Consider the following 13446-nt stretch of genomic DNA (forward strand, 5'->3'; position numbering starts at 1 on the left):
CGGCTGGTCAGAAAGTCGCTATCCTTTTCCAAATTGGACAAGTGGCACAACTTGGCGATTGGTTGGTGCTTTTGGCAATTCAACTTGGAGAGGCAGCATTACATTTGATACACCGCCAGGGTTTTTTGTACTAAATAGAAGAGATAGCAGCAAAAGAATCAGAAAATTTGAGGGACTTTCATTTTTCAACTTTTGTCTTAAATTCAGTGCTTCCTTCTATTTTTGTGTTGTTAACCTTTGTATTCTGCTCAACACTAATCAAGCATTGAAGATAACAACTGACGATAAAATAGTAATCAATCTACTCAAGCAAGGTGATTTGTCGGTGTTAGACGAAGTATATCTATTGCACAGAGATGCGTTTCTGGGATTTGGGCGAACATTTAACTTATCCAAAGATGACATCACCGACGTGTACCAAGATACGATTTTGATTTTTTATGAAAATGTGCGTTCAGGAAAAATAGAGACACTCGATAGTACGATTCGGACGTATTTGTTTGGCATTGGAAAGCGACTATCTTATCAGCTTATCCGTAAAAAGGGGCAAACAATAGAATTTATGCCTACAATTGAGCCTGAAGTAAACAATATCGAAGACCTGATAGAACAAGAGGCCCAAACGTATCAAAGCCAAGAGTTGAGCAATGCTTTGGCTAAATTAGGAGAAAGTTGTCGGCGTTTGTTGCTGTTGTTTTACTACGAGCAATTGTCAATTAAAACCATCATGGAGCGAATGAACTATGCCAATGAAAATACCGTAAAAGCCCATAAATCGCGATGTATTCGCTCTTTACGAGATTCTTTTCATACAAATTTATAAAACAAAGAGTTAGGACATCAACTTTGTCATGTCATGGACGATACCTACGAGCACCTCATTGACAATCATTTTAGGGGTTTACTTACTGCTCAAGAACAAGAAGAATGGGAGCGCCTTCAGTCTGAGCCAGCATTTCAGAAAGAGTTGCAGTTTCGTCAACAATTCCATAAAGCAGTCAATGCCATCGGTAGAAACGAACTGAAAAAGCGACTACAAGTCTTGGAATCTAAGCAAATCACTGCGCCAATGCCCACCAAAATTATCAAACAATGGTGGGTATGGAGTGGAGTAGCAGCACTTGTTTTGATAGGGCTGTGGGGAGTCTATTTATTTACAATTCAGCCTAACGTTAATGAACGCATAGCGGCACATTACCTTGAAGCTTATCCTAACATTGTAGCCCCTATTCAACGCGGTCAGCCAATAGACTCTCCTCTGTATCAGGCCTTTCAGCGTTACGAAACTGAAGCGTATCAAGAGGCGATAAAACTCTTTAAAGCGCTACCTATCAGCCCTGAACGTGATTTTTATCTTGCTCAATCATACCTTTTAACCCATTCGACATCTGAGGCAATGCCTTTGTTACACTCATTGAGTAGGCGCTCCAACCGCTTTCAACAACCCGCTCAATGGTATGAGTCATTGGGCTATTTGGCTTTGAAAAACCCGCAAGAAGCAATCGCTGGGTTGAAAAAAATTGAAAAAATGAAAGGACATCCCTACCAAGCTAAAGCCACCGAACTTTTAGGGGAATTAAGACTGAACGGATTGGGGGAGAGGAATACGCCCTAAAAAAACGAGCAGACTTACACAAACTAAACATCCGCCTATCCAAATAACCCATTCAATGGGAAAATGCCGTTCAAATGATACGGTTGAAGGGTTGCCTTGGAGTACAAAACCTGCCCAATAGTAGGGGTGGGCCAATTCGGCTGCGGATAAATGAGATATGTATTGTTTTTTGGCTTGACGAAGAGCTTGGTCTTTGGGTAATCCTCGATGAAGGTTCTGATAAAAAAAGGTTATGATTTGGGCCGTAGCGGCATCGGGAATTTGCCATAAACTTACTACTTGAGATTTCGCCCCTGCAAAAATGAACGCTCGCGCCAAACTGAAAACTCCTTCTCCCTGTTGCCATTGTCCAATACCCGTTTGGCAGGCCGACAACACTACCATATCGGCTTTGAGGGGAATTTGATAAAGGTCTTGGGTTGGAAGGAGGTATTCGTGCAAATGCGTAGGAGAAAAAACAAAGGAGCTAAGTTCGGGGTTCTGATCGTTGATGAGGGTGTGCATGGCTAAGTGTAATAGCCGAAAATCGCTTGCATATTGTTTATAGTTCTCAATAGTTGCCTTTGTTCCGACAAAGGCCGTTCCTGCGGTGAGTACGGCGGTTTGGGTGATTTCGTTCTGATTTTTCCCTAAAGGATATAACCGAAGGCCACTTTGGGGCAGTTGCCAGCCTTCGGCAGGATAAGAGGCGGCAAACCCTCCCCACGTTTTAAAAGCAGGCTGAGAATGCTGCTTGAGTTGTTCTGAAAGTAAATTGACTGACGGGGCATAGCTTACCAAATAGTTATTTTTAAGATAAGGAAGGCTACCAAAATCACGCAAGTTTTTGGGTAAATGGGTCAGAAGTGTTTCAAATGGTAAATAATTCAGGGGGCCGTCAGGAACAATCGTCAACTGATGAATTTCCTTATTTAAAAACACAAGAGCAGGTTGTAAAATCTGTTGGTATAGTTTGTGGCTTAGGACTGCCAACTCTTGCAGGTCTGCTTCTTTACCTGAAGGTGGTTTAGAAATCAACTGCTGATACGCGTAGAGGTGGCGGAGCAGTGTGCTGTCGATTGAAGTCGAAAAAAAATAAATTTTATCGCCCAAGTAAACAAAGCCAATTAAATGATTGTCGCCCCAAACGTATTCAATAAGTGTTTTTTGAGGCGGAAGTATTTGTTTTATTAGTTGAACGGGAGATGTTAAGGCGGCGTTGGTGAGCAGAGCTTGCGTTTGAGGTGATTTTAGGGCTAATTGTCGGTGAATCTGCTGTTTTTTTTGTCGGAGTTCAAATAGTTTATCATCAAAAGATTGGGTCGAGGTTTTAGCTACCAATGCTTCTGTGCGTTGTTGTTGATACTGAACTATTAACGCATTGATTTCGGACAATTGCTGTTGGGTGGAATAATCAACGCCCGTCATTTTGAGGATGGCACTATAACGCATCGTTCGGAGCAGTTGGGTATATTTGCTTTTTTCGGCCAAAAACGCCGCTTCGTGCAGCCATTTTTTTTGTTGGGTTTGTTGGTACTGTTGCAAAAACACCTCGATGGCTTGCTCAAAAAGCGCATAGTGGCGTTGGCCTAGGCTTCTTCGTGATTCGTCGTCAAGGTATTGATTTTGGATGTAATCAAACAATTGAACAGCATGACGATAGCGTTCGGTGCTTTTTGTTAACTCAACTTTTGAGGCTGTTTTAGCGGCAACTTCGTACGTATGTAAAAGCTGCAAAGGCGACTGACATCGTTCAAAATTAGGCTTGGTTTCGTTGGTTGCCAGTGCTTTAAAAGCCTTTTGACAACAAGACTCGGCCGCTACCAATTGCCCTTGTGCAAGATACCCCGCCGCCAAAGAGGTATAGGCTTGGGCAAGGTCGGGGTGAACATCGCCAAAGTTGACTTGATAAATTCTAATGGCTTCTTGGTAAGCTTGTTCGGCCTTTTTCCATTGACGTTGATGCACATATACGTCTCCGATATTTTGCCAAGCCATCGGGTTACGATAATGTTCAGAACCGTAAATTTGAGTGCTAAGTTGTAAACCTTTTTTGAGAAATGAGAGCGCTTGCGCATCATCACCCAATGCACTGTACGTCACCCCTAAGTTATCGTAGCAGTCAGCAATTTCGGGTTGAGCTTCCAATTCGTATTTTTGATAAATAGCTAAGGCTTTTTGGTAAAGTGCAATAGCCTCTTTGTATTTTTTTTGGAGGGTTAGTACACCCGCTACATAATTATAACTTGTTGCAGTAGTAGGGTGGTCGTTGCCATAATTGTTTTTTCTAATAGTGAGTGCCTTTTGAAAATAGTCAAGAGCCCATTGATAAGCGCCTTCTTTGAGCTGAATGTTAGCCATATTGACAAAAAAAATATCGGCAGGAGGCTCATTGGCCGAATGATGTAGTAAGTAACTGTCCCATCCTTTTTGAAAATAATCGCGTGCTTGTTCGATATTTCCGCTTGCAAAATAGACGTTGCCCAAGTTATTGAAGAAAAAATAACTTTCAGGATGGTTTGTTCCGAAATTGAAAACGAATACTTTGAGCGCGTTTTGATAACATACCTGAGCCGCTTGAAGTTGTCCTTGGCGCCTCCTAATTCCACCCATATTGTTCCATAAATCCGCGATTTTGGGGTGATTTTTATCCAAAAATTGCTCGCAATAAACAATCCCTTCTTGCTGAAGTGCCACGGCTTGGTTGTATTCTGCCAAATAATCAAGCGAATTTGTTTTGTTGAGATAAGCTTCGGCTATCGCTTCTCGTCGACGTACCCAACCACGTCTATTGAAATCAAAAATACTATCATAGTAACCCATGGCCTCTCGATAGTTTCCTTTGGAGTTGGTAATAAGCCCCATTTGATTGAGTACACTGACCCACACATCATATTTTCGTGCCGAGCGACTTTGTTGTAGGAGTTGTTGGGCTACTATGAGTTTGGACCAAGACATTTCTGATTTTTTGAGTTTACGCAGAGCTGTTGCTTCCATTCGTAGGCAGTCGGCAAGGGCTAAGGTATCAAAAGAAGAGATTTGTCGCAGGATAGATTCCGTTTGAGACGCTTCGTATAGTGCTTCTTCGTACCGTAAGTTTTTTAAGTGCTGAGAAATGGAGTGCAGGCGTTCAGCTACCGACGGTTGTGCTGCCGAAACGAATAGCGTGTTATTAAAAAACACCGCCATACATACCCCTACTTTTGTCCAAACTCTCAGAAACAACATATTGAAAAAAAATCAAGACGCATTGTTAACCTTATGTTGGTTTTTGTCACTAAAGGCAAAAAATAGCTAAGCCAATCGTAAATTTATGAAAAAACACTACTTCTTCCGCTTTTTGTTCGCTTTTTTGGTTTTGGTGTTGCCACATTGCCACGCCCAAAGTATGCTCGAAAAGTTTGCTAAAAAGCAAATTGACAAGGGTAAAAATAAAAGTAAAATAGGCGAGATTCATCAAAAATACATGGCTAAAATTGTGTTTTCGGGTCAAAAAATTGACACTGATCAACCCGACGAAAGCGCCTTTGTTGTTTCTTCTTCCATAGATAAGCCTTTATTTTTCAGGGCTTATTGGGAACAACCTCTCGAAAATGCTTTTAAGGATACCTTCAAAGATAATGCCATGCTCAACTCGGCAGAACTGTACAAAGTGTATTTTAATAACGAATTAGCCGCTGAGCACATCGAATTGTCGCTCAATAAAACCGAAGCTGCCAACACCTGGTACAGTACATGGGGGGCAATTCTTTACAGTCCCCAAAACAACGAGAAAAATATTTACAATCAATGCCTTATCAAAGCTTTGCAGAAGAAGATAAGTGTTCTAAAAGAAGGTAAAGTCGTGGTTAGGGTTGAAAACTATGTCTATAACATCAGTGCCAATACGGCTGGAAAGCTTATGGCAACGGGCGAACTGACTTTAGAATGTAGCAAAGCAGCAATTGAACTATTTAAAAAACAATTTCCCAGTTCGACTTTGTCTTACCCTGATTGTTTGCCTACTCCCAAACAACAAAACAGGGCATTGGAAGCAGAGCTTTTGGCAACTTTAAAAGAGAAAGGTTGGCCCGAAGAGCACCGACACTTGGTCATTATGGATCGCGATTATGTGTTGGCTTACGACGAAGCGACCAAACTCATCGCTGACCGCTCGTTGAAGGTTGCCGTAGGGGCGCGCCGAAACAGCAAATGTTGGTATCAAACATTTGTATTGTTTCAGTCCTATATGGGCGGCGGTACGTATTCCAATACGTTTCGGGTGTCGGCTAATCGGGTAGGGGAGCAAGTACCCGTACCCTGCTCGTGTTTATTTGAAAACTAACCTTTATTCTCCTTTCTATCTATGAAAAACTACCTCATTGTTGTTTTTTGGCTGTGTTGTGAGTGTGTTTGGTCGCAGTCAGTGACGATATCACCTACGCAAACCACGTTATTGGATGCACAAGGAACGTCTCAAACAGCCCGCGTTCCAGTGATGACGTCCGCCCAACGCGTTGCTATTCCTAACCCCGCTCTTGGGAGTATGGTCTATGATGCTGAATACCATACCCTTTTTTTATTTGATGGAAGAAATTGGACCCCTTTGATGTTTTCTGGCGATCCCAATCAAGTGCCTCTGATTGATCGCCAATCTAGCGATATTTCCACTAAGGCTAAAGCATTTGGGTTGTCAGTTGCGATTTCTGGCGATTACGCTATCATTGGAGCACCTGTTGACGATGTTGGTGATAACGAACGCCAAGGTTCAGCTTATATTTTTTTTCGGAATGGAGGGGCTTGGACACAACAAGCAAAACTGGTTGCTACCGACGAAACAACGGGAGATTGGTATGGGGTCAGTGTGGCTATTGACGGAAATTATGCCGTGGTAGGGGCACCAGAAAGTACCGTTGGAACAACCCAATACAAAGGAGCTGCGTATGTATATGTACGCTCAGGAACAAATTGGATTCGACAGACCAAACTACATGATTTAGAATCGGTTGGCAGTACAGGCTACGGCTTGAGTGTTTCTATTACTGGAGATTTTATATTAGTTGGAGCCCCATATTCAAAAGTAAAAGAAGTAACTCAAGGTGCGGCTTTTGTTTACGTTCGGAACGGGGGTAGTTGGACTCCCCATGCCAAACTAACCGCTGAAGATGGGGGCAATGGAGATAATTTTGGAATAAGTGTTTGTATATCAGGAAGCTATGCGATTGTTGGGGCTTCTAATGCGCAAATTGGAACAAATGTAAAACAAGGAGGGGCGTATGTATTCGCCCGATCGGGTAGTAATTGGTATTTACACAAAAAGTTAACGATGCAAGACGGTCGTGCCAATGACTTTTTGGGCAGTAGTGTTTCTTTATCAGGTGATTATGCCATGGTGGCGGCTGTGGGTAGGGATGAAAATTCGACGGATGATTCGGGGATAGTTTATATATTTAGACGTTCGGGAAACACTTGGTCGAGTGGTTTCAAACTAAATGACCCTGCCCGAGAAAAAGGAAGGAGGTTTGGGATTTGCACAAGTATTGCAGGGGACTATGCTATGGTAGGCTCATACCTAAACAATAGTTTTACTGAATGGTTTTTGTACAAGCGAAATGGAACAGCTTGGGAGTTGGTTCGCCAAGAAAAAGTACAATTTAAAACCAATTTAGGCGTTGCTGGAGAATTCCTCTCTATCACTCCATCAGGCACGTACCTTGTCGGAAAAGCAGACGGAGAACGGGTGAGTTTTGGCAAAATTGACAATCAATAACTTTAGACATCTTCCCTTAGCACAGCTAAGGTGGTTTTCAGACGGCATTTTTACAGGGCTTCGACCACGTCCTCCTCCATAAAACTATCCACCAATTTACGGCGGGTGTCGGGGTCGGCCGGACGACGTCCGTAGAAACTCACCCCCCGGGTTTGGCTTGCATCACGCCCTTCCACAAAGGAACTGACCATCTCTTCGTTGCAAATCATTTCGTCAATTTTATCCATAATAAAGTGATCCCCCTGATGGTAGGCCCCCGCGTAAGAAAGCGAGTAGAAGATACTGCTGATCAGAATAACCAGGCCAATGGGCTGTCCCAAGGCCCATAACAGAAAACCGCCTATGGCAAAGCCAAGGGGTTCCAGCCAGATCTCAATGGTGCGGATCGTGGCGGGCTCTCCGCTGAAACGTAAGTCTAAAAACCAAGGATGAATCTCTCCGGTGGACAGACTGAAACGACCGAAGTCAAACACCGAGGGCAGGTGTTTAACTTCTTCATACCGTTGGAAACTCACGTACAGAAAGCCTGCCAGATAAACATACCAAGTCGTAAAATGACCGATAAAGGTCATACCTTCCGAACTGCGAAAAGCACGGCTCATCGTCTCCAGATAAATCAGCGGCAGCAGGGCCAGAATCCCGCCCACGGTCATAACGGCGGATAAAGAAAAATACCGCTCGCCGAAGTTTTTTCGGATAAAGACTTCCAGCAGCAGGCGGGGCCACGAGCAGAAAGCCAAAAAGAAAGCCAGTAACCCTTCTTTAAAGGCATTGGAACGTTTAAAGACCGTGCGGTAGTAGATATTCTTTTTCATGGGTTGAGAAAATTAGAAAAGGTGAAACAATAAAATAAATAAAGTCGGTTAAGGTTGGTAATTCTGGTTAAAGAGCATTTTGGTATGATTGAGCCCTTTCAGCAGCGGGTCACCCTGTCGGTGCAGATACCCTTCGACCCGAAAATTGTTCAATGGTCCGCCCGTGCGCAGCCGCACAAATTCTTCAGCCCGTACCATCCGCTCTAATTTCAGTGATTTGGACTTGGTTTGCCCGAAGTTTTGGGAAACGGTCACACTGTGGGACTCTTCTTCAAAGTAAGCGTCCCCGAAGAGCTCGGAGGCATATTTATTGGTTTCAATATCGGCGTTGGCGTGAAAGATTTTGGTGCCGAGCGTGCCCAAAAAACTCTTTACCCGAAACTCGGCTTTTTGGCCGCCCATGCAGGCGTAGTAATTGGGCAGATTTTGCGAGATATAGACGGTGGCAATGCGGCTGCTGCGGGCCGTGGCCTGATAGTCCGCATCGTGTTCATGCAGAAAGTTTTGCGCTTCATCCGCCCACAGAAACAGCGGTCGGGCATTGGCTGCGACGGAACGTTTTTCCATCGCCTGTTGCCAGATGTATTTGAACAGAATTTGGCAATCGCGTCCCACCTTGTGATAGATTTTGACGGGCAGGTTAATGAGAATAATTTTACCGCGCAGGCTGTCTTCGGGCGTGACGGTGGAATCATCGCGACAGAACAGCGAATACACCGGTTCGCGCAGCAGGCGAAACAAAAAGCCGGCAAAGGTAAAATCAATGATGGAGCGGGTTTTCTCGGATAGATTAATGAAGCTGTCAAAGAAAAATTGGTCGAGGAATTTCAGCAGCCTTGCTTCGGGCAACTCGTTGAGCAATTCAACTTCAAAGGCGACTTCATTTTGCAGCGCAGCCTGCTTTTGCGCGGGCAACCCATTAAACCAGTCATCCATCTTTTGAGTGACGCGACTGCGGGCGGCCTCAAACGCTTTTTAAAAGGCTTTGACCGGCCCCTGAGATTCATCGGTCTGTAAATTCTCGTTGCTTTTGGGAATGGTCTGCACAATGTCGTACATCTGCTGTACTGAGATACGCCCATAGGCCAGTTGGCACAGATCAATGACGTTAAAGATGAGCATGTCGAGGGCCGTTTCCCAAAATGCATCGTCACTTTTACCGCTGTCTTTTTCGGCTCCTGCGCGAATGACTGTTTTTAACACCTCCACGATATTTTCGGTAATGACGTTTTGAGATTGGCGGGATTCGTATTGCAGAAAGTTGAAGCGGTGCGGGCCATTGGGTTCCAAAATAATCAGATCCTGCTCGCGGCCGGTCAGTCGGCAGTAGTCCTGCCAGGCCTGTTTTTCATCGGGTTTGACTGTGAGCACCAACCCGCCAAAGCCGCCGGCTAAGTATTTTAAGGCCAGCATCCGACCCGAGCCGGAGGTTTTACCCGAGCCGATACCGCCGAAGATCTGTACGCCTTCCAGGGCGTGACGAATGTTCCAGGCTCCCCGCTCCTGTGAGGAAACCAGTTCAATCAGGGGCCGATCTAAATCGAACAACTCCATAATCAGTAAGCGGCATAGGAAAAGAGTTCAAAAATAATTATTTTTACCTGACAGACAAGTAATTGAATGAAAAAATCAGGCTTTAACGGTCATTTATTTATCAAGCGGTAGGTAAAGCGCCTAATAGAGCGGAAACATCGGCAGCAGCTTTCCCTTGAGACAGTAATATTTCGCGGTATCGGATGATAGTCAGGGCTTTAAAGTCAACAGCGGTCAGACCCTCCGGCAGGCGGACGGTGTCCCTTGCCATGAGGTCAAATAACCAAAGTTCCGCCATCAGGGAATGTTCCAAACGGGGTTCGTAGCCTAAAAATCGAGTCAATCGCTCTTTGACTTTCCCGCCGTAAATGCCGAACATTTTTTGATAACTTTGTACAAAGTGCGGAGCCGGTTCCGGGGAACTGTAGTGCAGCATGTCAGCATTGCGAATGAGTTTAAGGTGTTCTTCGGCCTGCTCGGTGAAGGCATCCGATGACAGGGTTCCCTGATGATAACTTTGCAGCAGAGCCCGCAGGTAAGGCTCATAATGCAGGGTAACGGCAGGGTGGGGAAGATAGCCCAACCGTCGCTCGATCAGGTCTTTGGTTTGTCCTTCCAAATTGGGGAGTACGGTGGCGCTTAAGGCCAGGTCTTTCCATGAGACCGCCTCGCTGATGGCCTCAGTGACCGCCTCTTGGTACGCCTTTTCGAAACGCTGCTCATTTCCGCCAAAGACGTTTTGAATGGTTTGCTGTCTCCAATCCATGGGGCCTCCGCTTATAAAAAGGATTCATCATTTTAGCATAATCGATCCATAAATCAAGCAATAAATCACTAAAGTTATGAGTGGAAAAGATGATAATGACGACAAAAAGAATGAACCGGCCTTTCCCGAAGGATACGAATACTTCGATGATTTGATCAAGGAAAGGCTAAACCGTCGGAAGGAAATTGATAAGCAGTTGGAAGCGGCATCGAAAGATACCTCAAAGCCCAATACCCATACGCCGAAATACACACCGCCGGGATTCACCACGGGACGACCTTCGGCCAATAAGGACTTTCCCATTCAAAAGCTGGAAGCGGAAAAAATGCAGATTGAGACGGGGATTAACAAAACAATAGAAAGGGAGATGCAGGACTTAGAAACTGATCCCAAAACGGCAGCGCAAATTCGTCAGACGGTCATGGACAAAATGTATCCCAATCAATTTGAAGGCAAGGGGGAAAAAGAGTTGGAGCGGGTAGGAAAAATGGAAAAGGATGTAGATGCCTCCCAGGATTACATGCGCGTTCAACTAAAGAATTTTAGGGAAGGCACTCCCAAAGATCCGAAGTCAGCGGAAGAGTTACGCAAAGAGTCGGCACAAACCCAAAAAGAATTTGACAACTCACAGGAATTTATGCAGCAACAAATAGCGGCTTTCAAGGAGCGTGGAGCTGAAAAAACACCGGAACAACCTCCGACGCAGGGGAAAGAGGAGGCCAAAGCGCAATCGACGATTTCTCCATCAGAGCGGTTTTCGCAGTCACTAAACTATACCAAAGCATTGGAGAAATCGGCGGATAAACCTACACCGACAAAAACAAAGGATGATAAATCGCCGGACAAAGATTAATGAGGCTCCGGTTCAATGCCACGATCTTTATTTTTATCGGGTTGTTTTTCCGGTTGGGCAGGGCGGTTGCCGCTGAGCCACGAAGGGAGTTTATCTTTGCCCTGTTCACTTACGTATTGGAGCTGTCCGTCCTGAAAACCGTTGGGTTCTTTGTCTTTCATCGCTTCCGTGAGCTGCCGGGCCAGTTCGGGCATGTATTTGGCGATGGTGTAGCCTTCATTAAAACGTTTTTGGTACTCAGGCGGAACGCTGGTGTTGCCTTCCATGATTAAAAGGTGTTACGGGCATGTTGCTGTAAATACGTGTCAATGGAATCCCGGTCGTAGAGGATAATTTTCTTTTGGGGCTGCGAGAAGCGGATTTTCCCTTCGTCCCGCAATTTTTGCAGGGTGGTCTTGGATTTGATGTTCAGCAACTGCATGGCCTGTTCGTCGGAAATCCACTTTTCCTTTTCTTCACCGTGGGTTTCTTTGAGACGGGCAACGACCTGCTCGATCAATGTATAGAAAGCGGCTTCTTCCAGACAGATGACTTGCATCGGGTAGTAGTTTACTTCAAAAAAGAAAAAAGTATAAATTTGATTATGCGAGCGTAGATAATAAATTTTTAGTTTCTTTAAATTTATTCATAACACTTGAGGCTCATATTAAAGAAAATGGTACTACAGATTCATCTGTAGTACCATTTTCTTTATAGATGAAAAATATATTATAGATATTTTTCCCATAAATATGTAGGAGATGTTGCCTTTTTCACGTTATTTTTGACAGATTGTTCAATGTTTCTTATTTCAATTCTCCTCTTGCTATCTTTATTCAGGAGGATACTTTGCTCAAATAACGTCATTATAATGTACCCCCAATTTAGGACAGTCTTTCAATTAGACGGAAGTATTGCTAAATTTGGTATTATGAACAAGCACAGCAAACGTAAATTCACTCCTGAATTCAAATTTAAGGTCGCTCTTGAAGCCCTTCAAGAGAAACAAACATTGGCAGAAATTGCGGGCAACGGGGCCGCCCGCGCGGTATGAACTTCATGCCAGTCAAATCAGTGACTGGAAACAGCAGGTTCTGAGCAATGGCGGAGGTTTGTTTGAGTCCGGTAAATCAGAAAAAGTATCTTTGGCAAGGGCTGACAACTCTGATAAACTCTATGAACAAATTGGTCGTTTACAAGTGGAGAATGCTTTTCTGAAAAAAAAGTTATCGTGAGCTTTAACACGACCCAGCGTTTAGCCATGATTCGGGGCCGCCCGTGCGGAAGAAAATCATGATGCTTTATCTATCAATCGTCAATGTGGGCTTCTGTCAATTAGCCGTTCAAGAGTCTATTATAAGCCTGTTGAACGTAACAATGACTTGGACGATGCCCTGATGAAAGCCATTGATAAAGAACACTTAAAATGCCCTTTTTATGGTTTCAGGCGAATGACAGTTCATTTACAGTCATTAGGATATGCTGTCAATCGTAAACGAATCAGGCGATTAATGAAGTTAATGAATATCAAAGTTATTTATCCTCATTCTAACACTTCTAAGCCCGATTCAGACCATCAGAAATATCCCTACCTGCTCAGAGATGTTGTCATAGACAGAGCCAATCAGGTATGGTCAACCGACATCACCGCACGGGCGGCCCCGCTATATCCCAATGCAGAAGGGTTTTATGTACTGTATGGCCATTATTGACTGGCACACAAGGAGCATTTTACATTGGTCTTTATCCAATACTATGGAATCCTGTTGGTGTACTCAGGTACTCAAAGATTGTCTTGCCAGGCATGGTAAACCTGAAATATTTAACACAGATCAGGGCAGCCAATTTACGGCCAATATTTTCCTTGAAGTTCTCTTGGGAAAACAGATCAAAATATCAATGGATGGTAAAGGAAGAGCCTTGGATAATGTATTTATAGAAAGATTTTGGCGAAGCTTAAAACAAGAAAAAATCTATCTGTATGCTTACGAAAATGGATGGCAATTGGAGCAGGGAATCACGGAGTATATGGCATTTTATAATTACCAAAGACCTCATCAATCTCTGAATTATAAGACCCCAATGTCTCAATACGAAATGGCAGCCTAAAAGTTATCCACATATCCACACAATTAACAAAAGAAAAAATCGGACCGC

General features: G+C 44.0%; 15 protein-coding genes. 8 read left to right on the plus strand and 7 right to left on the minus strand.

What is annotated here, in order from left to right; genetic code table 11:
* Both Q0081_RS00085 and Q0081_RS00090 read left to right on the plus strand, forming a co-directional pair.
* Window positions 1-823: RNA polymerase sigma factor (locus tag Q0081_RS00085; RefSeq protein ID WP_298347996.1), on the plus strand; the 823-nt coding region annotated here is incomplete at its 5' end.
* 33 nt (window positions 824-856) lie between these two features.
* Window positions 857-1615 carry a tol-pal system YbgF family protein gene (locus Q0081_RS00090; RefSeq protein ID WP_298347998.1) on the plus strand — a complete coding sequence of 253 codons (759 nt, stop codon included), beginning with the start codon at window positions 857-859 and terminating at the stop codon, window positions 1613-1615.
* Here Q0081_RS00090 and Q0081_RS00095 read toward each other — a convergent pair.
* A complete protein-coding gene (locus Q0081_RS00095) occupies window positions 1577-4783 on the minus strand; it encodes a CHAT domain-containing protein (protein WP_298347999.1) in 3207 nt (1068 codons plus the stop codon). The two genes, Q0081_RS00090 and Q0081_RS00095, sit on opposite strands and share 39 nt — an antisense overlap.
* A gap of 124 nt (window positions 4784-4907) precedes the next feature.
* Between Q0081_RS00095 and Q0081_RS00100 the strand changes: the two genes are divergently transcribed.
* Window positions 4908-5918 carry a hypothetical protein gene (locus tag Q0081_RS00100; RefSeq protein WP_298348000.1) on the plus strand — a complete coding sequence of 337 codons (1011 nt, stop codon included), beginning with the start codon at window positions 4908-4910 and terminating at the stop codon, window positions 5916-5918.
* A 21-nt stretch (window positions 5919-5939) separates the two neighbouring features.
* Complete coding sequence (locus Q0081_RS00105; RefSeq protein WP_298348001.1) at window positions 5940-7343, plus strand: FG-GAP repeat protein; 1404 nt, start codon at window positions 5940-5942, stop codon at window positions 7341-7343.
* Between the two features lie 50 nt (window positions 7344-7393).
* Here the strand turns inward: Q0081_RS00105 and Q0081_RS00110 are convergent, their stop codons facing one another.
* The 4 genes from Q0081_RS00110 to Q0081_RS00125 form a co-directional block, all read right to left on the minus strand.
* Window positions 7394-8158 carry a hypothetical protein gene (locus tag Q0081_RS00110; protein WP_298348003.1) on the minus strand — a complete coding sequence of 255 codons (765 nt, stop codon included), beginning with the start codon at window positions 8156-8158 and terminating at the stop codon, window positions 7394-7396.
* Between the two features lie 48 nt (window positions 8159-8206).
* Entirely contained in the window at window positions 8207-9094 is an 888-nt protein-coding gene (locus Q0081_RS00115; RefSeq protein ID WP_298348005.1) for a type IV secretory system conjugative DNA transfer family protein, read from the minus strand.
* A 39-nt stretch (window positions 9095-9133) separates the two neighbouring features.
* Window positions 9134-9712, minus strand: coding sequence for a hypothetical protein (locus tag Q0081_RS00120; RefSeq protein ID WP_298348007.1), 579 nt, complete (start codon window positions 9710-9712; stop codon window positions 9134-9136).
* Window positions 9713-9812: 100 nt separating this feature from the next.
* A complete protein-coding gene (locus tag Q0081_RS00125; protein WP_298348009.1) occupies window positions 9813-10457 on the minus strand; it encodes a hypothetical protein in 645 nt (214 codons plus the stop codon).
* Window positions 10458-10533: 76 nt separating this feature from the next.
* Between Q0081_RS00125 and Q0081_RS00130 the strand changes: the two genes are divergently transcribed.
* Window positions 10534-11310: a hypothetical protein gene (locus tag Q0081_RS00130; RefSeq protein ID WP_298348011.1), complete on the plus strand. Its 777-nt coding sequence runs from the start codon at window positions 10534-10536 to the stop codon at window positions 11308-11310.
* Here Q0081_RS00130 and Q0081_RS00135 read toward each other — a convergent pair.
* Complete coding sequence (locus tag Q0081_RS00135; RefSeq protein ID WP_298348013.1) at window positions 11307-11576, minus strand: hypothetical protein; 270 nt, start codon at window positions 11574-11576, stop codon at window positions 11307-11309. The two genes, Q0081_RS00130 and Q0081_RS00135, sit on opposite strands and share 4 nt — an antisense overlap.
* Window positions 11577-11578: 2 nt before the next feature.
* Window positions 11579-11848, minus strand: a complete 270-nt coding sequence (locus tag Q0081_RS00140; RefSeq protein ID WP_273209112.1) for a helix-turn-helix domain-containing protein — start codon at window positions 11846-11848, stop codon at window positions 11579-11581.
* A gap of 427 nt (window positions 11849-12275) precedes the next feature.
* Here Q0081_RS00140 and Q0081_RS00145 point away from each other — a divergent pair, with 427 nt between their 5' ends.
* From Q0081_RS00145 to Q0081_RS00155, 3 genes are all read left to right on the plus strand, one after another.
* Window positions 12276-12524 (plus strand): hypothetical protein, encoded by a 249-nt coding sequence (locus tag Q0081_RS00145; RefSeq protein ID WP_298348018.1) that lies wholly within the window; start codon window positions 12276-12278, stop codon window positions 12522-12524.
* Between the two features lie 147 nt (window positions 12525-12671).
* The gene (locus Q0081_RS00150; RefSeq protein WP_298348020.1) at window positions 12672-13001 is read left to right on the plus strand and encodes an IS3 family transposase; all 330 of its coding nucleotides are present in this window, start codon (window positions 12672-12674) and stop codon (window positions 12999-13001) included.
* Window positions 12988-13398 carry an integrase core domain-containing protein gene (locus tag Q0081_RS00155; RefSeq protein ID WP_298348022.1) on the plus strand — a complete coding sequence of 137 codons (411 nt, stop codon included), beginning with the start codon at window positions 12988-12990 and terminating at the stop codon, window positions 13396-13398. The genes Q0081_RS00150 and Q0081_RS00155 overlap by 14 nt, the downstream gene beginning before the upstream one ends.
* Window positions 13399-13446: the final 48 nt, after the last annotated feature.

It is taken from the genome of Runella sp., from assembly GCF_027484545.1.
Taxonomy (GTDB): Bacteria; Bacteroidota; Bacteroidia; order Cytophagales; family Spirosomataceae; genus Runella.